General features: G+C 68.6%; 18 protein-coding genes. 6 read left to right on the plus strand and 12 right to left on the minus strand.

Annotation, left to right across the window (positions count from 1 at the left end):
• Positions 1-11 precede the first annotated feature (11 nt).
• Positions 12-848, minus strand: coding sequence for a helix-turn-helix transcriptional regulator (locus tag NC595_RS05365; RefSeq protein WP_253565249.1), 837 nt, complete (start codon positions 846-848; stop codon positions 12-14).
• 118 nt (positions 849-966) lie between these two features.
• Between NC595_RS05365 and NC595_RS05370 the strand changes: the two genes are divergently transcribed.
• Positions 967-2,769, plus strand: coding sequence for an amidohydrolase (locus NC595_RS05370; protein ID WP_253565250.1), 1,803 nt, complete (start codon positions 967-969; stop codon positions 2,767-2,769).
• A 192-nt stretch (positions 2,770-2,961) separates the two neighbouring features.
• Here NC595_RS05370 and NC595_RS05375 read toward each other — a convergent pair whose 3' ends face one another.
• Positions 2,962-3,759 carry a hypothetical protein gene (locus NC595_RS05375; RefSeq protein WP_253565251.1) on the minus strand — a complete coding sequence of 266 codons (798 nt, stop codon included), beginning with the start codon at positions 3,757-3,759 and terminating at the stop codon, positions 2,962-2,964.
• A gap of 411 nt (positions 3,760-4,170) precedes the next feature.
• Here NC595_RS05375 and NC595_RS05380 point away from each other — a divergent pair, with 411 nt between their 5' ends.
• Positions 4,171-5,394: a hypothetical protein gene (locus NC595_RS05380; RefSeq protein ID WP_253565252.1), complete on the plus strand. Its 1,224-nt coding sequence runs from the start codon at positions 4,171-4,173 to the stop codon at positions 5,392-5,394.
• Between the two features lie 189 nt (positions 5,395-5,583).
• Here NC595_RS05380 and NC595_RS05385 read toward each other — a convergent pair whose 3' ends face one another.
• The 8 genes from NC595_RS05385 to NC595_RS05420 all read right to left on the minus strand — a co-directional run bounded on the left by NC595_RS05385 (position 5,584) and on the right by NC595_RS05420 (position 13,089).
• A complete protein-coding gene (locus tag NC595_RS05385) occupies positions 5,584-6,021 on the minus strand; it encodes a hypothetical protein (protein ID WP_253565253.1) in 438 nt (145 codons plus the stop codon).
• A 168-nt stretch (positions 6,022-6,189) separates the two neighbouring features.
• Positions 6,190-6,381, minus strand: a complete 192-nt coding sequence (locus NC595_RS05390) for a DUF1737 domain-containing protein (protein ID WP_253565254.1) — start codon at positions 6,379-6,381, stop codon at positions 6,190-6,192.
• Between the two features lie 218 nt (positions 6,382-6,599).
• Positions 6,600-7,067 carry a GNAT family N-acetyltransferase gene (locus NC595_RS05395; RefSeq protein ID WP_253565255.1) on the minus strand — a complete coding sequence of 156 codons (468 nt, stop codon included), beginning with the start codon at positions 7,065-7,067 and terminating at the stop codon, positions 6,600-6,602.
• 1,350 nt (positions 7,068-8,417) lie between these two features.
• Positions 8,418-9,758, minus strand: a complete 1,341-nt coding sequence (locus NC595_RS05400) for a GTP-binding protein (RefSeq protein ID WP_253565256.1) — start codon at positions 9,756-9,758, stop codon at positions 8,418-8,420.
• Positions 9,759-9,765: 7 nt separating this feature from the next.
• The gene (locus NC595_RS05405; protein ID WP_253565257.1) at positions 9,766-10,314 is read right to left on the minus strand and encodes a YceI family protein; all 549 of its coding nucleotides are present in this window, start codon (positions 10,312-10,314) and stop codon (positions 9,766-9,768) included.
• Positions 10,315-10,334: 20 nt separating this feature from the next.
• Positions 10,335-10,889 carry a cytochrome b gene (locus tag NC595_RS05410; RefSeq protein WP_253565258.1) on the minus strand — a complete coding sequence of 185 codons (555 nt, stop codon included), beginning with the start codon at positions 10,887-10,889 and terminating at the stop codon, positions 10,335-10,337.
• Positions 10,886-11,515 (minus strand): YceI family protein, encoded by a 630-nt coding sequence (locus NC595_RS05415; RefSeq protein WP_253565259.1) that lies wholly within the window; start codon positions 11,513-11,515, stop codon positions 10,886-10,888. Before NC595_RS05415 ends, NC595_RS05410 begins: the two co-directional genes overlap by 4 nt.
• Before the next feature lie 95 nt (positions 11,516-11,610).
• Positions 11,611-13,089, minus strand: coding sequence for a GTPase domain-containing protein (locus NC595_RS05420; protein ID WP_253565260.1), 1,479 nt, complete (start codon positions 13,087-13,089; stop codon positions 11,611-11,613).
• Between the two features lie 169 nt (positions 13,090-13,258).
• Here NC595_RS05420 and NC595_RS05425 point away from each other — a divergent pair, with 169 nt between their 5' ends.
• Positions 13,259-16,816 carry a hybrid sensor histidine kinase/response regulator gene (locus tag NC595_RS05425; RefSeq protein WP_253565261.1) on the plus strand — a complete coding sequence of 1,186 codons (3,558 nt, stop codon included), beginning with the start codon at positions 13,259-13,261 and terminating at the stop codon, positions 16,814-16,816.
• An 80-nt stretch (positions 16,817-16,896) separates the two neighbouring features.
• Complete coding sequence (locus NC595_RS05430) at positions 16,897-20,487, plus strand: hybrid sensor histidine kinase/response regulator (protein WP_253565262.1); 3,591 nt, start codon at positions 16,897-16,899, stop codon at positions 20,485-20,487.
• Between the two features lie 13 nt (positions 20,488-20,500).
• Here NC595_RS05430 and NC595_RS05435 read toward each other — a convergent pair whose 3' ends face one another.
• Both NC595_RS05435 and NC595_RS05440 read right to left on the minus strand, forming a co-directional pair.
• Complete coding sequence (locus NC595_RS05435) at positions 20,501-20,923, minus strand: DNA polymerase III subunit chi (protein WP_253565263.1); 423 nt, start codon at positions 20,921-20,923, stop codon at positions 20,501-20,503.
• A 221-nt stretch (positions 20,924-21,144) separates the two neighbouring features.
• Positions 21,145-22,647, minus strand: coding sequence for a leucyl aminopeptidase (locus NC595_RS05440; protein WP_253565264.1), 1,503 nt, complete (start codon positions 22,645-22,647; stop codon positions 21,145-21,147).
• Between the two features lie 98 nt (positions 22,648-22,745).
• On the opposite strand from NC595_RS05440, the gene lptF reads away from it, so the two are divergent.
• Together lptF and lptG are read left to right on the plus strand one after the other, a co-directional pair.
• Positions 22,746-23,861, plus strand: coding sequence for an LPS export ABC transporter permease LptF (gene lptF, locus NC595_RS05445; RefSeq protein WP_253565265.1), 1,116 nt, complete (start codon positions 22,746-22,748; stop codon positions 23,859-23,861).
• Positions 23,858-24,958, plus strand: a complete 1,101-nt coding sequence (gene lptG / locus NC595_RS05450; protein WP_253565266.1) for an LPS export ABC transporter permease LptG — start codon at positions 23,858-23,860, stop codon at positions 24,956-24,958. The genes lptF and lptG overlap by 4 nt, the downstream gene beginning before the upstream one ends.
• Positions 24,959-24,968: the final 10 nt, after the last annotated feature.

The raw sequence follows: 24,968 nt of genomic DNA on the forward strand, positions 1-24,968 counted from the left end.
CCCGGTCTTGTTCAGGGCTCGCCCCGGTTTTGCCGGGACGCCTGCGCCTGCCGCCGGTAGGCTGCGGGCGGCAGGCCGACGGCCCGCCCGAACGCGCGGGTGAAGGCACTCTGGTCCGCATACCCGCAGGCCAGCGCGATCTCCGCCAGCGGCAGCGACGTGTCCGCCAGCCAGCGCCGTGCCCGCTCGATCCGGCGCTCGGCCAGCCAGGCCTGCGGGGTGGTGTCGAGCTCCTCGCGAAACACCGCATGCAGCCGGCTCGAGCTCAGCCCCACGCGGGCGGCCATGTCGGCGGCGGTCCAGTCGTACTCCGGGTGCTCGGTCATGGTCGCCAGCAGGCCGACCAGCCGTGAGGCCGGCCCCGGCGCGCTGCGCTCGACCGCATCCAGCAGCAACGGCAGCCACGCTGCGGCGCGTTGCGGCAGGCCGTCGTCGCCGAGGCTGGCCGCCATGTAGTCGATCAGGTGCGCGGCGCCCGGCCCGACCGGCAGGAAGCGCCGCGCGGCCAGCCGTTCGAGCTCTGGTTCGCCAAGCGCACGTGCATCCACGTCGACCACCAGGAACCGGTTCGCGGTGCCGCTGGACTGTGCATGCCGCGCCGTTGGCGCGACGAACGCCGCCCGCGTCCGGTCCAGCCACGCCCCATGGCCTTCCACGTCCACCTCCATCGAGCCGCCCAGCGGCAGCACCAACTGCGCGAACGTGTGTGCGTCGGCGGCTCCGTCACGGCCGTAGCTGCGGATATCGAGCGAGAGGGGCGAGGCCGGTTGCATGGTGGGGGCGGCGGCGAACGGGGACGGCAGAGCATAGCCCGCCGCATGCGTCACCGTGCGCCAGGGGTTGGGCATATCGGCGCCTGGCCGGTGGCGCGGCAGGGGGGGGGCAACGGGACGCCCGTTGACCCTGCCCGGGGCGCCTGCCTAGGCTGCATCGTTCGCTTCGCGCGATCCACACGGGGAACCACTCATGCGCGCACTTCGTCTTTGCCTTCCCGCCCTGCTGCTGGCGTCCACGGCGGTGACCGCCGCCGACACGGCCATTCACGGCTTTCCGCCCGCGCTGCCGGCCGCCGATCTGGTGTTGCGCGACGCCACCATCGCCACGCTCGATCCGCTGCAGCCCAGTGCGCAGGCGCTGGCGGTGCGCGACGGCCGCATCGCCGCGGTGGGTAGCGATGCGGCGATCGCGCGCTACATCGGCCCGCACACCCGCGTGCTGGACCTGCACGGCGCCTTCGTCACGCCGGGCTTCATCGAAGGCCACGGTCACCTGCTCGGCACCGGCACCGTGCTTACCGAACTCGACCTGGGCAAGGCGCCGGACTGGGACGGCATCGTGGCGATGGTGAAGGCCGCGGTGGCCAAGGCGAAGCCGGGTCAGTGGATCGTCGGGTCGGGCTGGCAGCAGAGCAAGTGGACGCATGCGCCGCAGCCGAACATCGACGGCCTGCCGCTGCGCGCCAGCCTGGATGCGGTATCGCCGGACAACCCGGTGCTGCTGGAACACGTCAGCGGCCACGCCGTGTTCGCCAATGGCGCGGCGCTGAAGCTGGCCGGCATCGGCCACGACACGCCGGACCCGGCCGGCGGCACCATCGTGCGCGACAAGCAGGGCAATGCCATCGGCATGCTGCGCGACACCGCCGATGCGCCCGTCTACGCCGCCTACCAGCACCACGTCGAATCACTGCCGCCGACGTTGCAGGCCGCGCGGCGCGAGCACGCGCTCAAGCTCGCGATGCAGAACGAGGTCAGCAAGGGCATCACCAGCTTCGTCGACATGGGCGAGGACTTCGCCACGGTGGACTGGCTCAAGCAGCAGGCGGCCAAGGGCATTCCGCTGCGTCTGTACGTGAACATCGCCGAGGAGCCGGTGGCGGCGCTCGATGCAAAGCTGGCGAGTTACCGCAGCATTGATGACGCCGACGGCCACTTCACCGTGCGCGGCATCGGCGAGATCCTCTCCGACGGTGCGCTGGGCACGCACAGCGCGTGGTTCCTCAAGCCCTACAACGACGACCCCGGCATCACCGGCAAGAACGTCGTCTCGATGGCGGAGGTCCGGCAGATCGCCGAGATCGCCGCGCGCGACGGCTTCCAGCTCTCCGTGCACGCCATCGGCGACCGCGCCAACCGCGAGGTGCTGGACACCTTCCAGGACATCTTCACCCAGGATCCCGCCGCGCATGCGCTGCGCTGGCGCATCGAGCATGCGCAGCACCTGGATCCGGCCGACATCCCGCGCTTCGCGCAGCTGGGCGTGATCGCCTCGATGCAGTCCATCCACGCCTGCTCCGATGCGCCGTTCGTGGTACAGCACCTGGGCGAGCAGCGGGCCCGTGAAGGCGCCTACGTGTGGCACACGCTGATCGAAAGCGGCGCCATCGTGCTGGACGGCAGCGACACCCCGGTGGAGGACACCAACCCGATCGCCGGCTTCTATTGCGCGGTGACCCGTCGCGAAGGCAACGGCACCGCGTTCTTCCCCGCCCAGGCGAAGACGCGCCTCGAAGCCCTGCGCTCCTACACCTTGAACAATGCCTACGCCATTTTCGAAGACCACCAGCTGGGCTCGCTCAGCCCCGGCAAGCGCGCCGACCTGGCGGTGTTCTCCGGCAATCTGCTGACCATGCCGGCCGACCGGATCCTGCGCACGCGCGTGCTGTACACCGTCGTGGGTGGGCAGGTGGTCTACCAGCGCCCCGGCGCGCAGGCATGGAAGCACGGCGAGCTGTTCGCGCCGATGCCGGAGTTCGATCACGTGAACTGAGCGGCGGCGGGTGGCACGTGTCCGGCAATCGCGCGGACACGGCTGTCTCCCGATTGCGCGATCAAATGCGTGGCGCCCATGAAGCCGAGGTCGGTCTCCGACCTCGGTTACATCGTCAGGCACTGCGCGGACCGTGTCGCGGATCCGAACATCCGCATACATGGCCGGGGCGCGATATCCGCGCCCCGCCTCTCAGATCGGGCGACCGTGGCTCGTGTCCACGGCGTTCCAGTACCAGTAGAAGTAGCCGTGCTTGAGCTGCAGCAGGGTGTGGGTCTGGACGCTGTCGTGCTCGATGTCGCCCCAGCAGGCGCGCGCCGAATTGCGGTTGTTGTGCAGGTCGATGCACTCCGGATCGGGCAGCTCAGGCTTGGGCGGGATGTACAGCGCCGAGCCCTGCGGCACCCACAGGTCGGCCAGACGGATCCGGCCGAGTTTCGGCCAGTAACGCCCCACCGAGATCACCAGCGGAAAGCGCGGGTCGGTGGAGGCGAACACGTGGGGAAAGTCGTGGTGTTCCAGGTCGGTGCAGACCACCGACAGCAGCCGGTTGCCGGTGTTCTGGTAAGGCGACCAGTGCCCGGCGAACACGCCGTACTCGTATTCCACCTGATCGAGCTGCTCGACCGGGCAGCTCATGCGCACCGCCTGACCCTTCTCCACCAGGGTGATGCCGAACGCGGCGGCGACGTCGCGGGTGGCCCACAGCGGCTGGTAGGACACCTTCTCGGCCACGAAACGCAGCTGGGTCTCCACGCCGTAGGGCGCGTTGGGCTTCACGCCGATGACCTGCGAGACGATGTGCTCATGACCCATCGCCATCTGCGGGTTGGTCGGTGCGACCTCCAGCGGCGTGACGCCCTTCGGTGGCCTGGCCAGGTAACGGGGCTTGCCCTTGTCGTTGAAGAAGAAGGGGGTCTTGGTCAGCGAGACTTTCTGCGTCGACTTGCTGATTTCGAACAAGGGTGGATCGAGGTACCCCTTGGGCATCGCGCAGCTCCATGGACTCGGGAATGGTGGTTGCGTGTGGGTGAGGCTGGGTCGGGAAGCCCCATGCTTCGGTCGATGGTAGACGGGGCCGATGCGCGCTACCAGACGCTTCGAATCGCGACGCAGGTTGCTACGGATATAGGGCGCATGCCGGCCCGGATCACCGCCCTGTCCAGCCAAAAGCCCGGTGCCTGGCGCCCGGTTGATTCCCTCCGTCCCTTTATCCGCCGGTGCCGCTGTGCCACGGAGAGCGTGTGACCATATTGCCCCACGCTCTGCGCACTCTCGATCAGGGGGCATGCCCGTCGATCCGGGCGGGAGAGTTGTCGCTTCTGGAGCGGGAGCGGCGTGTGCCGCACCCAACGATCCATGGAATGAACCCGAGGCGTCGGGACGTTAGGGAGTCGCGGCATGTTCAATACCTGCTTGATCCGCTTCGCGGTAAACCAATCCAACGACAACAACGAGATCGCCAAGGAGCTGCAGACGACGCTGCGGCGCGAGGCGCCCGCGCCGGTGTTCGTCATCGGAAGCTGGCAGACCGGTGATTTCTGCCACATCTATGCGGCCATCGTGCGGCACTTCTCCGAAACCCCGCATTCGCCATGCAGCATCCTCGTGCTCTGCGCCGAAGGATTTTCCGCGCGGTTCCTTCTCGCCGACATCGAATTCGCCATAAAGCCCTTGTGCGACAGCGTCGGCGGACATTTCACGCTGTACCACACCGACGTTCTCAGCAAAAACAGGCTCATCGAAGCGATGGGTCGGCTGATGAGGACGGAGCGCAACGCGAAGGAACCCTTCGACGCGACGTTCCTGGCGTCCGACCTGGTCAAGGGCATGCGGGCGGGCCAGCCGTTGACGCCGATATGGGCGGCCGTGACGCGGAAGGCCGAGTCCAGCCACTACCGGGACTACTCCGGTGTCTGCGCCTCGTTCATGGAGGAGTACGTGCAGAAGTTTGGCCTCTCTTCCGGGCGAGAGCGCTTCGTCTGCCTGTGGGGACGTACCTCGGGCATGCCGACGGAAGCCAGGAAGCTGGGCGGCGCCAATCCCCAGTACGACTCGTCGGAGGACGGCAATCAGCAATTGTGCCTGGCGCTGAAATACAACATCCCCGCAATCAAGGCGATCTTCACCGTTGGCGACGGATTCAACGACGCGACCAGGCGGCTGCCGCACGTATTCGATCTGGGCGAGTTCTGGCGGCGCATGCAGGTGGTCAAGGGGCGCTTCCAGGAGAATGGCTTTTTCGACTACATGACCGCATTCTTCGATTGCGACGTGGTGCACCTGGGGATGAAGAGCGGTGGGATGGACTCGCTGGGCGTCTGGGGCCAGAAGGTCGTCTTCATCGATTCAGTCCGTTCCCCCGCGATCACGGCCAGCCGCGTCCGCGCGTGGGAGACGCCGTCCATCGTTCCGGTGCCGATCGGCGCCATGCCCACCTCGCTGGGCAAGGCGATCGAAAGCGCACGCGAGGAAGACCCGAAGTCTTTCAAGACGACCTTCGCTTCGGCCAAGAAGGTCACGGAAATGCGCGACAGGGCAGCGCGGGCAGGCCACGACAACCTGTTCGAGAACGACGACCTGGCGGCGATCGTCGCGGCGGTCCGGAAGATGTTCGGAAATTAAAGGGGCGCGTCCAGCTGGACGGGCGCGTCGTTTGGCGGGGTGCGATCGCATGCTCACCTAAATTGGCCACGGCCCCTTTTCTCCGAAGCATGGGGGCATCGACGCCGCGCATGCCCCTGGCCCGGAAGCTCCGCCCGAGAGCGCACCTTGACCCCTGCCTTGGCGAGTCTTCCGTCGAAGTCGAAGGATCTAGGCGGCCACAACAGGAACCTTGCCAACGAACAGCATGCTTGCCGGTGACCAGTAGATCACCGTCAACAACCACATGTGGACAAAGCCAGTCAGGCCACCGACGAACAGACTCAATGGCCCGAACACGGCCTCGCCGCGTAGTGGGGCAGCAAGTAATGCCAGCAACAATGCGACAGCCAGGAGGTGCCGCCCCCAGGTCCTGAGCATGAATGTGCCCACGATGCCAAGCGTCAGCAGGGCAAGCTGAGCCAGCGCGACGATCTCCAGCAGCCACACTGGAACGAGCAAACCCTGATAGTTCCAGGTGCTGGCACGGTGTGCGACGGAGCCGAGGTAGCCGTGTCGTTCAGCCCATATCGACAGCATGGTCGCTGCGCAAAGTATGCCGAGCGCTACGCAGGTCGTGCGGATCTGGGTGCGTGTGACCGTGAGCATGGAGATCCCATCCTTGGAGGTGGCGCTTCGACGATAACGCCGAGCATCGGGGGCAGGAAAAGCGGCCCAGAGCGCACGTGCTCATGACCGGGAAAAGTGCGAAGTCGACTCTGGACCCATTTGGGGTCGCTGCATTCGAGTCGCGCGACAGGACGGGCTGCTGCCGGATCAGTCCTTGACCATCGCCTGGAACAGGTAGTGGTGCGAGCCGCCCTTGAACCCCTCCACGGCCACGCCACCCTGGGGCCGCCATCCCTCGCGCATGGCGCGGTTGATCTGTTCGGCCAGGTCCCTGGTGGCCTGCTCCACATCGGTCCCGAGGAATTTCGTCGCGTTGACCCGCAATATCTGGTGCTGCATGCCTCATCCCTTCTGCCAATGCGTGAGCGCCCACGCCACGGATTCAAGTGGCGGTGCCGTCCAGTCTAGCCGCACGGAGCAACGCCTCTTTGCCGCGATGGTCCGCTTGCGCGATGGCGTGCCGGCACGCGCCTGGAGCGGATCCGGTTGGACGACCGCCAGGCCAGGCTGCGATCCGTGGCCGTCGGCCCGATCGCGAGCGACCGTCCGAGGCCGAATCAGCGGCCTTCGTCCCGTTGGACGGGCGAGTTCTTGACGAAGCGGCGCTCGTCGATGGCGTATCCGACCGCCTGATAGAACGCATGTGCCGCCGGTCGGTGGTCGCCACTGGTGACCTCGATCCGTCTTGCCCCGGCACCCCACGCCCACGCCTCGACAGCCTTCACCAGCAGGCGGCCGAGGCCGGCTCTCTGCGCGGCCTTGCTGACGGCAAGCGCGGTGATGCGGACGAGGTAACCGCTGACGTGGAAGAGCGGCAGGCGGTGCGCGCTGGCAACGCCCATAACCCGACCGTGGGCATCTTCGGCGACGAATACCTTGTCGTTGGCAGCGGTGGAGAAATCCCGCAAACGTTCGAGCACCAGCTCCTCAGCTGTGTCGTATCCCAGTTCTGCCAGGCACGAAGCGATAGCCGCTGCGTCGTCAGGAACTGCTATCCGTACATGCATCGGCTTCTCCGGGAACATCGTCAGATCCACTTCGACGGGTCGGACAAGTGCTCACGACCCACGTGATGACGGCGGAATTTAATTGGCCACGTCCCCATTTTCTTAGCCGGTGGGGCGGCCGTGGCTCGTGTCCGGCGCGTTCGACGAGAACAGGGTCAGATTTACTTTCCGCGGGTCAGATAAGCGAACCTAACCCCGTTGTCGATAGATGGGATTGCCGCCGTCGTTGTAGAAGTAGGGCGTATCCGCCAGCGACACCTTATGGGTGAACTTGCTGACTTCGAACAAAGGCGGATCAAGGTATCCGTTGGCCACTGCGCGGCTCCGTGGAATGAATCGGGATCGAAGAGGTTGCGAAGGCAAGGCTCGATCCGGAAGCCTCGTCCACTGGTCGACGGTAGATGGCGTGTATGTCTGCCTCCAGAGACGACGGAGCGTTGCGCAGGTTGTTGCGGGCTGAGCAATTTGCTCCAGTCTCTGGCTTTCGCTTGCGTCCGGCCAAGGTGTGGCTGTCCTGGGTCGAATTAATTGCCTCCGTCCCATTAATTTCGCTAATAGATATGTTCGTCATAAAGTGACGACCTTGTTACTGCTGCCGAAAGATCAAACCGTCGGCAGACATCTTGTAACGATTCAGTAAGCCATGATGGTGATATGTAGAGATTCTCAATGAGGGTGTTTGGGTCGATTGTAAGGGCATGATTATCTGCGATAATTGAAGAGCGGGCAGCCTGCGACGCGTCTGGGGCTTGCCAATACATAACCCTAATCTCACGCTCGTGTTCGAAGCTCTTTCGCTTCAGGAATGGCGGAACTAAGACGTTCAGCTCGGGAGTTGGTTCAGTGTCAAAGTCTATGTACTTTACCTTGCCTATGTAATAACTCTTTTCGTCAGATATGGATCTTTGCAACGCCCCGACGGTTGACTGAATGGCCACCCCCGATTTCCCCGAGTAAAGGTCCCACAGTGCCGCTGATTCATGCTGACTAGAGTGCCAGCAACTCACATATATAGAGGATCTGATTTGGCTAGACAATTCGAGAAAACCGTCCACTTGTCCGGCAGGCCAGTTCGTTCTCGCAGCTTCCACGACTCGCCTGGGCCATGAGCCTTCCCATGGATCTCTGAACGCGTCGAGTCTGCATAAAAAAAGCGATCGTTTATGGAGTAGAGATAGGAGCTTCTCCAAATCTATGTAGCGCCAGATTGTTGTTTCCAGCGCGGGATTTTCAATGTGTGGATGGCTTGAAAGCATAGATGTGGGCCTATTAAGAAGGTATGAGCAAGGTCAAAAGCCTGGTCAGAGTGCACTTTCGAGTGTCTGCTTCGGGTAAGCGGTCGTCTACTTTGGTCCGGCTATTCGTGGCTCAAGCGCTCCGAGCTTTCAGGCGCTTGAAAATCTCCTCCCGCGCCTCCCGCAAAATCGAATCCCGGTCCAGGCTCTCCACCACATCCGCAACAGCGCGTTTGGCCCCGAGCGCGCCCCAGGACTTGCCCGCGACGAGGTAGCGTTCGGCGGCGCGGCCGATCAGCACGGTGGCGTAGTAGCCCATGGCGCCCTGCGCAGCGGCGGTGACGAGGACGGAGAGGCCGGCGCTGACGCCCTTGAGCGCGGAGGCGACCAGTTGCATGCCCCAGATCGCACCCATCAGGGCGATCAGTTGCGCGGAGATGGTGGCGACCAGTCGGCCGGATTCGGCGCGGGTGAGCGGCAGGCCGTAGACGCGGGAGAGCTGCACCACCATCGCGGCGTCCAGGCCGGCGGCGGCGAGCAGGTCGGCGACCGGCACTGGATTGAGCGCGACGGCGAGGCCCTTGGCCAGCGCGTAGTTGCGGATGAGTTGGGCGGCGACGCTGCGGCGCGTTTCGGCGATGCGCGCGCTGACCTGGTCGGTGAGGCGGCTGGCGTGCAGGCCAGCGTTGAGCGCGGTAAGCGTGCGGCCTTCGCGTTCGGCGATGGCGCGCAGGCGTTCGCGCAGGGCGGCGACCTGCGGCGGGATCGGTTCCAGTCGCTCGCCCTGTGTGTCGACCACGCGCCTGGGCGCGGGACGTGCGGCGACGGCGAGCACGTCGTCCGGCGCGACCAGGCCGGCGACCTTGCCGCGCAGGTGTTCCAGCAGGTCGGTGCGTTCGCCCTCGCCGTAGCGGTCGGCCTTGTTCAGCGCCAGCAGCAGCGGGCGCTGGGTGGCGGCGAGCGTGCGCAGGGCGTCCAGTTCGTCGCGGGTGAGGTCGCCGTCGCAGACGAACACCACCAGGTCGCTGATCTCGGCGACCTCGAAGGCGAGGCGCTCGCGCGCTTCGCCGTCCAGTTCGTTGATGCCGGGGGTGTCGACCAGCACAAGGCCGTCGGCGGCCGCCTCGTCCAGCGGCGCCTGCGCCGCTTCGGTGGTGGTGCCGTGGAGCACGCCGACCGCGAACGCCTCGCGGCCGAGCAGGGCATTGCCCAGCGCGGACTTGCCGGCGGAGACGCGGCCGAATACGGCGACGTGCAGCTCGCCGTGCTCCAGCCGTTTCAGCATCGCCTCGACGCGGGCGAAGTCGGCGGCCATCGCCTCGCGCACGCTGGGCGGGATCTGCGGATCGTCCAGCAGGTGGCGCAGGCTGTCGGCGACGCGATCGGGTGCGTCACCGCTCGCGCGCGGCGCTGGCGCATCGGCCCGGACCGGCGTGAACCGGTCGCGCAGGCGTTGCCACCAGCCGCCGTGCATGGCGGGCTTACTTGGCGACGAGGTTGAGGTGCGCGGTGACCGTCACGTCGTTGGCGATCACCGAGGTGTCGGCGTAGTCGCCGCCACCCACGCCGAAGTCCAGCCGCTTCACCGTGCCCTTCACGTCCAGCGTGGCGGCCTTGCCGCTCGGGGCGAAGTTCACGGTCAGGCTCACCGGCTTGGTCACTCCGCGCAGCGTGAGCGTGCCGTCGGCGGTGACCGTGCCGCCGTTCTGGTGGAACGCGGTGGTGACGAAGTGCGCCTTGGGAAACTTGGCCACGTCGAAGAAGTCGCTGCCGGGCAGGGCGCCATCGCGGTCGCTGTCGCCGGTCCTGGCGGTGGCGAGGTCGACGGTGACGTCGAACGTCGAGGCGTCGAGATGGGCCGGGTCGTAGGCGATGGCCGCATCGAACTTCTCGAAGTGGCCGTCGAAGCCGGCGCCCTGGAAGCTGCCGTGGAAGGCCAGCGTGCTGCCGGCGGGCTGCACGGTGTAGTCGGTGGCGCTGGCCAGTGCCGGCAGCGTCAGGGCGAGGAAGACAAGGGCGAGACGTTTCATGTGGGGCTCCTTTCGGGGATTCAGTCGCGCGGACGGCCGAACGGCAGCATCCGGCGCAGCACGTTGTCGTTGTCGAACACGTGGTGCTTGAGCGCGGCGCCCACATGCGCCACCAGCACCAGCAGTAGCGCCCAGAACAGCAGCTCGTGCGCTTCGTGCGCGACCTTGGCGAGGTCTTCGTTCTTGGCGGCGATGGCCGGCAGGTTGAACAGCTTGAAGTACTGCAGCGGGAAGCCGCGCAGCGAGTTGAACCACCAGCCGGTGAGCGGCAGCGCCACGATCATCAGGTACAGCACACCGTGCACCGCGTGCGCGGCGAGCTGCTGCCAGCGCGGACCGGGCTCGTCCTTCGGGCGGCGGTCGAACGCGCGCCACACCAGGCGGAGCAGGAACAGCGCCAGCACGGTGAGGCCGATCGACTTGTGCCAGGCGTACACGCTGATCTTGCTCATCGACGGCGTCATGTCGGTCATCAGCAGGCCCCACACGCCGTTGACCAGGATCGCCAGCGCCATGATCCAGTGGAAGAACTTGGCGACGACGCCCCACTGGCGGTCGGTGCTGCGAAGGCTCATGGCGTGTCCTTGGAGAAGGTGGCGGAAGCAGGGATGGCGCGGTCGTCGCGGATCGCCTCGATCTCCAGCCGCACCAGCACCTGGTCGCCGATGGAGTGCTTGAACGCGGTGATCCCGAAGTCGCGGCGATCCAGCGCGGCGGTGGCGGAGAAGCCGGCGACGGTATGCAGGCCGAAGATGGTGCGGGCCAGCCGGTTGAACTGGAACGTCACGTCCACTGGCTTGGTGATGCCGCGCAGGGTGATCTGGCCGTGGATCACGCCGTGGCTGGCGTCGGTGCGCTCCACCGAGGTGCTGGCGAAGTGCGCGTAGCGCTGGCCGGCGGCGTCGAGCAGGGAGGGTTTCAGCACCGCCTTGTTCCAGTCGGCGTCGCCCATGTCCAGGCTGTCCAGGTCGATGTCCAGCGCGGTGGACGAGCGGTCCCAGTGGTCCGGGTCGAAGCGCAGCCAGCCGCGGGCGATGTGGAAGCGCCCCCACGGCCGCGAGTAGCCGTCGTGGGTGATGTTGAAGAGCACCTGGCTGTGCACGGTGTCGAAGCGGTAGCTGTCGGTACCGGCACGCGCCGGAGCGGCGAAGGCCAGGGCGAGGCCGGCGAGCAGTATCGGGGCGGTCAGGCGCGGAGACATGCGGCGAGTCTGGATGAAGTCACATGACGGTGCCAGCGCGCTGGCGGGAACAGTTTGTCTCCCTGTGGGCGACGTTGGTTCCGTGGCCGCGGGCATCAGTCGATCGTGTCGCGATCCCGGTCGCGCTCGCGCCAGGCTTCCAGCGTGAGCGCGGCCATGCGTTGCAGCCGGCTGCTGCTTGCGTCGGCCAGCATCGATTTCAGCCGCTCGCCGGCGTCGTGCTGGTCCAGCGCGTGGCGCTCGGCCAGCGAGCCGGCCAGTGCGCGTCCCATCGCATCGAAGATCAGCGCGTAGGCGAAGGCGTGCAGCACACCGCCGCCCAGCGTGCCCAGGCCGGGGAAGGCCTTCAGCGCGTTGCCGGCGATGGCCAGCACGATGGAGCTGCCGGTGCGCACGGTGAGTTTGGCCTGGCGCACGAAGTCGTCGATCTGCACCTCGCTGACGCGCACGCCATACAGCGCCGCCAGCTCGCGGGTGAGCGCGGTGGCCAGCGCGCCCTGGATCAGCAGATCGCTGCCGGGAGCCACCGCCGCCATTGCGCCGACCACGGCACGGCGGGCGTAGCGTCTGACGATGCGTTCAGCCGCCTCGGCGCGGGTGCTCGCCTCCAGCGTGCCGGTGCGCTGGTGCAGTTCGGCCAGCACGGCGTTGGCACGGTCGCCTTCCAGCGCCTCGGCGCCAGGCGCGGTGAGCCGCGAAAGTGACTCGAGCAGCGGCGCGATGGCCGGTGCGCGGGCGCGTTCCACCTGCTCGCTGCCGCCGTCGGGAAGGGCGCGCACGAAGCGCTCGCGGCCGCCGGCGCTGATCGCTACCACGGCCGCGGCGGCGCCGTCGGCGGTGCGGCGCAGGCGCGCGAGCAGCGCCTGCAGGTCGTCCGCCGGCCACTGGTCGGCCTTGTTCAATGCCAGCACCAGCGGCTTGCCGAAATGCGCCAGCCAGCGCACCTCCTCGGCCTGGCTGCGGGTGAGGTCGCCGGCGCAGAGGTAGATCACCGCATGGGCGCGCAGCGCTTCGGCGCGGGCCAGCGCCTCGTGTGCCTCGCCACCCGCCTCGCGGCTGCCGGGCACGTCGGCCAGCACCAGCGCGCGGCCGTCGGGCAGGTTGCCGTCGACATGCTGCACCTGGCGCGTGGTGCCGCCGCGCACGTCGCTGGCCGCATCGGCATGCGGCGCCAGCGCGCGCAGCAGGCTGGACTTGCCGGTGGAGATCTCGCCGAACAGCGCCACGTAGACGCGCCCGCCGGCGCGGCGACGGTCCAGCTCGCCCAGTTCGGCGCGCAGTGCGCCGGTGTCGGCGCCGCGTTCGTCCAGGGTGGCGATGCGCTGCTCCAGGCTGGCGCGGTCCGGCGCGGCGACCGGGCGTCGCTTGCGCGGTGGCCGCAGCAGCCACCACAGCACGGCGGCGCCGAGCAGGGCGAAGAACACCAGTACTGCACCCAGCGTCCACTGCAGCCAGGTCGGCAGGGCGAGAAAGCGCTGCGCCAGTGCCAGCGCGCGTTCGGCGGCGCCGAACAGCAGCCACAGCAGGGCGGCGACGGCGAGGGCGGACAGCAGCAGGCGCAGGCGGCGTGACATGATGCCGATTCTAGGCGCAGCGGCTGCGGAACTGCCGGCGCGCGCCCTGCGTTGAGGTGGGCATCGGCGTTTTTTGGCATCATCCGGGTCCTGCGCCGGTGATGGTGCGCGGCGCGGCCGCGCTGCCGGGAGGGGGCCGGGAGGCACCGCGCGACAGCAGGGGAAGCTCATGGTGTCGTTGTTGTTCGGATGGATGTTCGCCCTGGCTGCGACCGCGGGAGGCGCGCCAGCCACTGCCCACCCCGCGGCCCCGCCGCTGGCCACGCCGCAGTTCCGCCGCTACGGCATCGCCGATGGCTTGCCGGGCGCGGCGGTGAACGCGGTGATGCAGGACCGCGAGGGCATGATGTGGTTTGGGGGCTCCGGCGGCGTCAGCCGCTATGACGGGGCCGGCTTTACCACCTGGGTGCACGAGCCGGACGACCCGGCATCGCTGGGCAGCCAGGACGTCACGCAACTGATGGACGCGGGCGACGGCACGGTGTGGATCGGTACTGGAGACGCTGGCGTGGACCGGCTCGATCCGGCCACCGGGCGCGTGCGGCACTGGCGTCACGACGACAAGCGCGCGGACAGCCTGTCCGACGACGTCGTCTATTCCCTCGCGCTGGCGCCGGACCGCAGCCTGTGGATCGGCACCGCGGCGGGACTCGACCACCTGTCGGCCGACGGCCGCACGCTCGCCCACGTGCCGTACCTGGCGGCCTTCGGGGGCAAGCCGGGCACCCGCGACACCGTGGTCGGCGCGCTGCGCGCCGAGGCGGACGGCACGCTGTGGATCGGCACCTGGTCCGGCGTGCTGCTGAAGCGCTTGTCCGACGGGCACATCGAGCGCGTGCCGGTGCGCAACGTCAGCGACAAGCCGAACCAGATCTGGCGCATCGAGGGCAGCGGTGCCGACCTGCGCATCGGCACCAAGTTCGGCCTGTACCGGATCGTCGACGGCGTGGCGCAGCCGGCCTATACCGCGGCGCAGATGTCACCCGGCTACGTGTTCGCCAGCACGCGTGACCGCGCCGGCCGCCTGTGGATGGCCACCCTGCATGGCGTGGTGCTGGACGATCCGCGCAGCGGGCTGCACGCGTTCCACCGCCAGCCGCTGCTGGTCGGCGGCCTGCCCGGCGAGTGGACCTGGCGCGTGCTGGCCGATCGCGAAGGCGGCGTGTGGCTGACCTTCTACGACGGTGGCGTGGCCTACCTGCCGCCGAACTGGCAGAACTTCGCCCGCTTCACCCACGTGCCGGACGACCCGGGCAGCCTCAGCGACAGCATGGCCTCCGGCGTGGCGCCGGCGGCCGACGGCACACTTTGGATCGGCGAGCCCGGGCGTATCGACCGGCTCGATCCGGTCACCGGCAAGGTCGAACACGTGCTGTCGGACCTGAAGACCGATCCCGTCGCGATGGTCGAGCAGGACGGCGCCCTGTGGTTCACCCTGCGCGGCCTGCTCGAGCGCTATGCAGACGGCCGCAAGCAGACAGTCGACCCGCAACGGCGATGGCTGAAGCGGCCTGAGATCCTCGCCAGCGGCGGCCCGGGTGTGCTGTATGCCACGGTGTCCGGTGCGGCGATCGTGCGCATCGACACCCGGACGCAGGCGATCACGCCGGTGCCGATGCCGCCGGACGCGAACCAGCCGGACCTGCGCCCGGCCGCGCTGGGCCTGGCCGACGGCGTGCTCTGGTACGCCAACCACGAGGGCGTGATGCACTGGGATTCGGCGCTGGGACGGTTGGCTTTCGTGCCAGGAGTGCCGCGCGGCGAGGATGTGCTGGGCGTGTCGTTCGACGCGGCGGGCTTCTGGCTGATCCGGCAGGACCGGCTCGAGCATTACCGCTGGAACGATCACCGCGCCACCCGCGACCGCGTGGTCGATGCGTCGAACGGCTGGCGAGCACCCGTGGTGCGCGACCTGTACGAGGACGCCAAGGGCGCGCTGTGGATCTTCACCGAGACCGGCCTGTGGCGACTGGAACCCGGCGCGACCCGGTTGCATCGACTGGGCGCCGAGGACGGCCTGATGAACAGCGAATTCCTCGGCGGCGTCGCACAGCCGGTGTCCGGCGGGCCGGTATACGCGCCCACGCACGGCGGCGTGGTCGGCTTCGATCCGGAGCAACTGGACGAGCGCGGCGTGCCAACGCGGGCGCCGCCGGTATCGCTGGCGGCGATCAGCGTGCGCGGGCGGGATGCGCGCACGCTTTCCGGCGAGGGCCTGCGGCAGCTCGACCTGGGCTGGCGCGACCGCGACCTGCGGGTGAAGGCGCGGGTCGCCTCGTTCGTGAATCCGGCGGGTAACCGCTATCGCTTCCGCCTGGTCGGGCTGGACCACGACTGGGTGGATCTTGGCGCGCACGGCGAGCGCGAATTCGCCGGCCTGCGTCCGGGCGACTACACCCTGCAGGTGATGGCCGCCGGGCCGGACGGGCCGTGGGGCCAGCTCGCCGTGCCGCTGGCGATCCATGTGCAGGCCCCGCCCTGGGACCGATGGTGGGCCTGGGCCGGCTATGCCCTCGTCGCGGTGGCTACGGCGGCCGCGCTGGCACTGGCGTGGCGGCGGCGCGAGGCGCAGCGGCACCGCATGCAGATGGCCGAACAGCAGCGCCTGCTCGCCGAGCAGGCAAATGCGGCCAAGACGCAGTTCCTGGCCACGCTGAGCCACGAGATCCGCACGCCGATGACCGGCGTGATCGGTATGGCCGAGCTGCTGCTGGCCACGCCGTTGCAACCCGGCCAGCGCGAGTACGCGCAGGCCATGCAACGCTCGGGCACGATGCTGTTGAAGCTGCTCAACGACGCGCTGGATCTGGCCCGGATCGAGGCCGGCCGCTTTGAGCTCGAGCCGGCACCCTTCGCGCCGCGCCAGTTGCTGGACGACGTGGCGCGACTGGTCGACGGACAGGCGCGCGCCAAGGGCATCGATTTCCGGCTGGAGATCGCCGCCGACCTGCCGGTGTCTTTGATGGGCGACATGCTGCGCATCGAGCAGATCCTGCTGAACCTGGCGACCAACGCGGTGAAATTCACCGAGCACGGCAGCATCACGCTGTGCGGACAGCGCATCCCCGGCGGCGTGATGTTCAGCGTCAGCGATACCGGTCCGGGCATTCCCGAGGCCAGCCAGTCGCGCCTGTTCGGTCGCTTCGAGCAGGCCGAGGGGCCGCAGCGCCGGGCGGGCAGCGGGCTGGGCCTGGCGATCTGCCGTGAGCTGGTGACCCTGATGGGCGGCTCGATCGAGCTGGAGTCGCGGTTGGGTCAGGGCAGCACGTTCCGCGTGCGTCTGCCGCTGGCCGAGCTGGCGCCGGTGGCGGCCGCGCTTCCGGCGACGGCATCGCCGTCCCCGGCATGGCAGGTCCTGCTGGTCGAAGACGACATCACCGTGGCCGCCGTGATCCGCGGACTGCTGGAGCGGCAGGGGCATGCCGTGGTGCATGTGGCGAATGGTCTGTCCGCGCTGGCCGAGCTCGAGCGCGGCCCGCCCGACGTGCTGCTGCTGGATCTGGACCTGCCCGGCCTCGACGGCTTCCAGCTGGCACGGCTGATCCGTCAGCGCGAGTGCGGCCGGGAGCACCTGGCGATCGTGGCGATCACCGCCCGTTCCGGCGGCGACGAGGAGCTGCGCGCACGGCAGGCCGGGATGGACGGATTCCTGCGCAAGCCGCTGTCCGGCGCGCAACTGGCAAGGGCGATGGAAGCGGCGATGGCCAGCGCGGCCGTGCCGGCCTGATCCGCGGGGCGCGGGTAAGGGAGCGCGCAATTTGGCATGATCGCGGTTGCGCCCGGTTGTCCGGTGCGCAAGGGGATCGCATGTTTTTGTCGTTGCTGATGTCGATCGGTCTGCTCGCCGGTGGGGGTGTCGCGCCAGCGTACGCGGCCGCGCCGGAGACATCGGTCGACGCCGGCGGTGCGCTGCCCACCCCGCAGTTCCGTCGTTTCGGTACCGCCGACGGCCTGCCGAGCAGCAGCGTGTACGCGGTCGTGCAGGACCATGACGGCGCGATGTGGTTCGGCACCAAGGGCGGGCTGGCGCGGTACGACGGTGTCGGCTTCCGGGTGTTCCACCACGTCGCCGGCGACCCGACCTCGTTGCCGGACAACACCGTGGGCGCGCTGCTGGTGGACCATGCCGGCCGATTGTGGACCAGCGGCCTGGAGGCGGGACTCAACCGCTACGACCCCGCCACCGGCGGCTTCGTGCACTGGCGGCACGATCCGGCCGATCCGGCCAGCCTGTCGATCGACAAGGTGTGGACCATCGCCGAATGCTCCGGCGGCACGATCTGGGTCGGCACCGAGGCGGGGCTGGACCGCATGCGTGCGGACGGACGCCATTTCGACCACATCCTTCCGCCGGAGGTCGACGGCCATCCCGGCAGGTTCGGCGCGGTGGGCGCGCTGTACGTGGATCGCCACGACCGGTTGTGGATCGGCAGCGCGAACGGCGTGTTCCGGCGCGATCCGGACGGCCGCATCCGCGCCATCAAAGGCGTGGATCCGGGACTGCTGATCGATGCCTGGGCGATCGAGGGCGATGCCGACGACGACGAGATTCGCATTTCCTCGACCCACGGCCTGTTCTTCGTCGGTGACGACGACGTGGCGCGTCCGCTCGACGTGCCGGGTCTGCCCGACACCAACATCATGACCAGCGCGCGCGACCGCGCCGGCCGCCTGTGGATCGGCACGCAGAAAGGGCTGTTCCTGCAGCCGGCACCGCACCAGCCGCTGGTGCCGGTGATCGACCGGCCGGTGATGTACGGCAACCTGCCCGGCAGCTGGGTGTGGAAGATCCTGCCCGACCGCGAGGGCGGGTTGTGGTTCGCGCTGTACGACGGCGGTGTCGGCTACCTGGCACCGGGCTGGTCCGGCATGAGCCGCTACACGCACATTCCGGACGATCCGGACAGCCTGCGCGACTCAATGGCCACGGCGATGGCGCATGCACGCGACGAGCAGGTGTGGGTGGGCGAGCGTGGCGGCCGGGTGGACAAGCTCGATCCGTCCACCGGACGGGTGCAGCACGTGATCACCGGCCTGCATGGCGACGTGGTCGGCATGACCGAGGATGCCGATCACAACCTGTGGATCGCCACCAAGGGCTCGTTCTACCGCTATCGCGACGGTCACGTCGACCAGGTCGACCCGCAGCAGCGCGTCCTCAGGAATCCGCTGGAGGTGGAGGCTGGACCGGATGGCCGCCTGTACGTGCGCACTTTCAACCAGGGCCTGTTCCGCATCGATCCGAAGACGCTGGCGGTCAGCCCGGTGGCGATCGTCGGCGGCGACGACCGCGCGCGCTGGGGCAGCCAGATGACCCTGCGCTTCGGGGTGTTCTGGTACGCGGGCGACGGCGGTCTGTACCGTCTCGATGCCAGCCATGATCACTTCGAGCCCGTGCCCGGCGTGGACAACAGCCAGGCGGTGAACGCCTTTGACACCTCGCCCGACGGCTTCTGGCTGGCCCGGCCCGACGGACTGGAGCACTACCAGCTGGCCCGCGACGGCCTGCGGCTGGACCGGCGCGTGCTGGCAGACCAGGGCTGGCCCTCGATCAACGTGGTGGACCTGCGCATCGACGCGCATCGCCGCGTGTGGATCTTCGGCAGCGACGGACTGTGGCGCTACACCCCCGACACCGGTCGTTTCCGCCAGATGGGCTTGCAGGATGGGCTGGCCAACGGCGAGTTCTTCCGCGGCTACAGCCGTCTGGCTGATGGCACCATCTACGCGCCGACCTTCGGCGGCGTGGTGGGATTCAACCCCGACCGCATCACCGAGCAGGATGGCGACGCACCGCTGGAGATCACCGGGGTGCACGTGCGCCGCAACGGCCGCCTGGTCGAACTGCCGGTGTCGGGCGTACTCCACGTGGGCTGGCACGACCGCGAGCTCGGCGTGGTCGCGCGGCTGTATTCCTATATCGATCCGGCGGCCAACCATTACCGCTTCCGCCTGTCAGGGCTGGATGGCAGCTGGGTCGACGTGGGCAACCGCGGCGAGCGCGAGTTTGCCGCGCTGGAGCCGGGCAGCTACACGCTGGACGTGATGGGCGCCGGGGCGAACGGCCGCTGGACCGAGCTGTCCGCGCCCCTGGACATCCGGGTCGATGCTCCGCCGTGGGAGCGCTGGTGGGCCTGGTTCGGCTATGCGATCGGATTGCTGCTGCTGGCGATGCTGGCGCTGAAGCTGTGGCAGCGCCGTGTGGACCAGCGCCATCGGCTGGACCTCTCCGAACAGCAACGTCAGCTGGCCGAGCAGGCCAGCGCGGCGAAGACCCGCTTCCTCGCCACGCTGAGTCACGAGATCCGCACGCCGATGACCGGGGTGATGGGCATGGCCGAGCTGCTGCTGTCCACGCCGTTGCGACCCGAGCAGAGCGAGTACGCCCAGGCCATGCAGCGCTCGGGCGCGATGCTGCTGAAGCTGCTCAACGACGCGCTGGACCTGGCGCGCATCGAGGCCGGACGGCTGGAGCTGGAGCTGGCGCCGTTCGACCCCTACGAGCTGTTGCAGGACGTGGCCCGCATGACCGCGGCGCAGGCGCGCGGCAAGGGTATCGGCTTCACCCTGGAGGCGGCGGCGGGTTTGCCGGGTCGCCTGGTGGGCGATGCCATGCGGATCAAGCAGATCCTGCTCAACCTCACCGGCAACGCGGTGAAGTTCACCGAACGTGGGCGCGTCACGCTGGCCGCGCGACCGCTGCCCGGCGGCGTGGAATTCAGCGTGCGCGATACCGGCCCCGGTATTCCCGAGGCCAGCCAGTCGCGGCTGTTCCAGCGCTTCGAGCAGGCCGAGGGGCCGCTGCGCCGTGCCGGCAGCGGGCTGGGCCTGGCGATCTGCCGCGAACTGGTCACCCTGATGGGCGGCGCCATCGATCTCGAGTCGCGGCTGACCATCGGCAGTGTGTTCAGCGTGCGGCTGCCGCTGCCGTTGCCCGAGGATGAACTGCCGGAGCCGGCGGTGCCAGCGGTCGACGCCGGCGGCCGGCCGTCCTGCCGGGTGTTGCTGGTGGAGGACGATGCGATCGTCGCGTCGGTGATACGTGGCCTGCTCGAAGCGCAAGGTCACCGCGTGACCGGTGTGGCGCACGGCCTTGCCGCGCTGGCCGAGCTGAGCACGGCCAGCTTCGACCTGATGCTGCTCGACCTGGACCTGCCCGGCGTCGACGGTTTCCAGGTGGCCCGGCTGGTGCGCCAGCGCGAGCTGGTCGGCACCCATCTTCCGATCGTGGCGATCACTGCACGTTCGGTTGCCGGCGACGAGGCACGTACGCGCGCGGCGGGCATGGACGGATTCGTGCGCAAGCCGGTGTCCGGCGCGCAGCTGGCGCGGGCCATCGAGGACACCCTGGCAGCGGTGGACCTGCGCGCGGGTCGCGCCGACCAGCCGACCGCCTGAGGCGGCCGGCCGGTTACATGTCGAACTTGTTGACCGTGAAACCCAGCCCGGCGTACTCGCGCCAGCGCCGCCGCGATCCCTCGCGCTCGGCCGGGTCGGCAGCCACCACTTCCAGCACGCGCTCGTAGCGCCCTTCCGGACGCTGCTCGCGCAGGTTGATCAGCAGCGGGCGGTCCGGTGTCTCGATACCCGGCGGCACCAGCAGCACCGCTGTCTGCGCGTCATCGTCGTCGCCCGCGAGCTGGTGCGGGATGAACGCGTCCTCGTCGAAATCCCACAGCAGCTCGTCCAGCGCCTCGGCCTGCTCGAAGTCGCGGCACAGCACCAGCGTCGGCTGCTGCGCCGCGTACGCGCGCTTGGCCAGCTCGCAGGCCAGCAGCAGCGGCTGCTCGCGGAAGCGCGGCTTGTCGATCAGGTAGAAGTCGGCGCGGGGCATGAAGCGAGGAGTGAGTAGAGAGGAGTGAGAAGTGAGAAGTGAGAGAAGGGCGGAGGCGGAGAGGTTGAGGTGGCTTGCGCAAAGGCTGCCGGTTGGTCGCCGCCTTTTACGGCTTTGTTCCGGTCGCGCGCTACTTGCGGGTATCCGAGGGGTGGGGAGTGACAGGGAAGGTCGTGTGGCGACAGGCCCGACGCTTTCTCTCACTTCTCACTCATCCTCCCTCACTTCTCGCTCGACGCGCTTCGATCGATCAGCCACTGCGCCAGCAGCGGCACCGGGCGGCCGGTGGCCAGGCCCTTGCGGCCCTCGTCCCAGGCGGTGCCGGCGATGTCCAGGTGGGCCCAGCGCTGGCCTTCGGTGAAGCGCGAGAGGAAGCAACCGGCGGTGATCGCGCCGGCGCTCTTGCCGCCGATGTTGGCGACATCGGCGAAGCCGGACTCGAGCTGGGTCTGGTAGTCGTCCCACAGCGGCAGGCGCCACGCGCGGTCGAGCGTGGCCTCGCCGGCGGCGAGCAGTTCGGTGGCGAGGTCGTCGTGCTTGCTCATCAGGCCGGTGGCGTGCTTGCCCAGCGCGATCACGCAGGCGCCGGTGAGCGTGGCGGCGTCGACGATCGCCTGCGGCTGGTAGGTCTGCACGGTCCAGGTCAGCGCGTCGCAGAGGATCAGGCGGCCCTCGGCGTCGGTGTTGAGCACCTCGATGGTGAGGCCGGACAGGCTGGTCAGCACGTCGCTGGGACGGTAGCTGTCGCCGTCGGGCATGTTCTCCGCGGCGGGCACCACGCAGACCAGGTTGAGCTTCACGCCCAGCTTCACCGCCGCGACGAAGCTGCCGAGCACGCCAGCGGCGCCGCCCATGTCGAACTTCATCTCCTCCATGCCGGCACCGGGCTTGAGGCTGATGCCGCCGGAGTCGAAGGTGATGCCCTTGCCGACGAACGCGTAGGGCTTGTCGCCCTCGGCGCCGCCGGTGTACTCCAGCGCCACCAGCTTGGGCCGGTTGGCCGAGCCGCGGCCCACGGCCAGCAGCGAGCCGAAACCGAGCTTCTCCATCTCCTCGTGGTCGAGCACGCGGCAGCTCACGGTGTCGGCGTGTTCGGCGGCAAACGCCCGTGCCTGCTCGGCGATATAGGCCGGATTGCAGATGTTCGGCGGCAGGTTGGCCAGCTCGCGGGCGAAGCGGACGCCCTCGGCGATGGCCACGCCCTGGTCCAGGCCGGCCTGCAGCTCGGCGCCGCCGGCGAAGGCCACGCTGGCCAGCTCCGGCTGCGCGCTCTTCTCGCGCGGCTTGAACGTCGCGGTGTAGCGGTAGCTGGCATGATCGGTGGCGAGCACGGCGGTGCGCAGGCGCCAGGCCGCGTCGCGACCGGGCACGTCGATCTCGCTCAGGTAGGACACCGCGCTGTCCACCGGCAGTCGGCCCAGTGCGCGGGCGGCGTCGGCGTGGACGCGCTGGAAGCGGGCTGCATCGAAGGCCTTCTGCTGGCCCAGGCCAATCACCAGCACGCGCCGCGCGGTCACGCCGGCCGGAGCGAACAGCACCGCGGCACTGCCGCCCTTGCCGGTGATGTCGCCGCTCTCCACCTGCCGCTTGATCGCACCCTCCGCCGCGCTGTCGATGCGCGCCGCGGCGCTGGTGAGCACGCCACCCTCGTATACGCCTACCACCACGCAGGCGGTTTCGACGGCTTCGGGGGAGGCGGAGGCAAGGCTGAACTGGAGCGTCATGTAAGGGTCCTGCAGTAGGCGCCGGCATGGCCGGACAGGCTAGACTTGCGGTTTGCCGACGCCCCGAGGGACCCGGCGCAAGCCCCTGATTCTATCGCATGCTGAGCATCCTCGACCGTTACTTCCTGCGCGAGCTGGGCCAGACCATGGCGGCCACCGCCATCGTGCTGGTCACGGTGCTGGCCGGCAGCACCTTCGCCCACGTGCTGCAGCAGGTCGCCAACGGCAGCTATCCGGCCAGCGTGATGTTCCAGGTGCTGGGGCTGAACATGCTCGACGGCCTGTCCAACCTGCTGCCGCTGTCCGGCTACGTCGGCGCGCTGTGGGCGATGGGGCGGATGTATCGCGAGAGCGAGATGCACGTGCTGGCCTCCTCCGGCATGGGCGCGCGCGGCCTGTTCCGTCCGGTGGCGATGCTCGCCGTCGGCATCGCGCTGGCGGTGGGCGTGGTGTCGCTGTGGCTGGGGCCGTGGGCCTCCAGCACGTCCGCCGCGCTGATCGATGCGGCCAACCGCTCCGTGATCGCCGCCGGCCTCGACGCAGGACGTTTCACCGAACTGCCGGGCAAGGACGGGGTGATCTTCGTCGATTCGCTCAGCCGCGACGGCAGCCAGCTCGGTCGCACCTTCATCGCCACCGAACGCAAGTCCGGCGACGGCACCGTTCACCTGCGCCTGATCACCGGCAAGCACGGCCAGCTGTTCCAGGAGAGCGACGGCGAAGGCCGCTTCCTCGGCCTGCGCGACGGCTGGCAGTACGACGTGCCATTGGGCGGCGACAACTGGCGGCGCATCCGTTACCAGGGCAACGACGCCTCGCTGAGCAACGTGCAGGACGACGGCGACGACAACAACCCGATCCACAACGTGGACACGCTGGCGCTGACCCGCACCGACTCCAACGAGGCGCGGGCGGAACTGGCCTGGCGGGTGGGTTCGCCGGTGATGGCGCTGGTGCTGATGATGCTGTCGCTGCCGTTGGCCAGGCAGAACCCGCGCGAGGCGCGCTACGGCCGGCTGCTGCTGGCGGTGCTGGCGTTCTTCCTCTACTACAACCTGCTGGCGCTGTGTAACGGGCAGATCAGCAAGGGGCACTGGCACGGCTCCGGCCCCATGTGGCTGGTCAGCCTGGTGGCCTTCGGCATCGGGGCGTGGATGTTCCGCAACCAGTATCAGCCGCGTCGCGTGCGTGCGGCCGCGGGGGCATCGGCATGAGGGCGCTGCGGCTGCGCCGGGTCGACTGGCTGATCGGCACCACGGTGCTCGGCTCGCTGTTGACGGTGTGGATCCTGATCGCCGGCCTGGACGCGCTGCTGCAGTTCCTGCGCCAGCTCGGCCACGTCGGCAAGAACGGCTTTACCGTGGCCGATGCGGCACTGTACGTGCTGGTGACCTTCCCACGTCGTCTCTACGAGAACTTCGGCTACGCCACGGTGATCGGCGGTCTGCTTGGCCTGGGCAGCCTGGCCGGCAGCGGCGAGCTGACCGCGCTGCGTGCCGCAGGCATGTCGCAGCTGCGCATCGCCGCCTCCGCGGCCGGCGTGGTGGCGGTGCTGATCGTCGGCGTGGTGATCCTCGGCGAGACGGCCGCGCCGTGGGGCGACCAGAAGGCCCAGGCGATGCAGCTGGCGCAGCGTTCTGGCGGACTCGGCATGGCCGGCTCCACCGGACTGTGGGCGCGCGACGGCGACCGTGTCATCAACGCCAAGCGCAGCCTGCTCAAGGAAGTGGACGGGCACAACCAGGTGGAACTGGCCGACGTGCGCGTCTTCACTTTCACCCCGGATGGGCAGCTCACCCGTTTCGACTGGGCGAAGAGCGCGACCCACGACGGTCGTCAGTGGACCCTGTCGCAAGTGCGCAGCACCACGCTGGACGCCACCGGTACCCACAGCACCACGGTGGCCAGCGAGCCATGGAGCGTGAGGCTCAACCCGCGCGTGCTGGAGCAGTCGCTGGTGCAGCCGCAGTACCTGCCGATGCGCGACCTGCGGCGCAACATGCGCTATCTGGAGGCGAACGGACAGAGTCCGGGCGTCTATGCCGTGGCGTTCTGGACCCGTGCGCTGTACCCGCTGAACGTGCTGGTGCTGGTGCTGTGCGCGATGCCGTTCGCCTTCGGCAGCCTGCGCTCGGGCGGCCTGGGCAAGCGCATCTTCATCGGCATCCTGATGGCCATCGCCTGGTACTTCCTGCAGCAGGCGCTGATCAATTTCGGCACCGTCTACGGCGTGCCGCCGATGCTGGCCAACCTGCTGCCAGCCCTGGTGCTTGCGTCGATCGCCTGGTTCTACTTCCGCCGGCATCGCTGAGGTCTGCGTC

Source organism: Dyella lutea (genome assembly GCF_024158035.1).
GTDB lineage: Bacteria > Pseudomonadota > Gammaproteobacteria > Xanthomonadales > Rhodanobacteraceae > Dyella_A > Dyella_A lutea.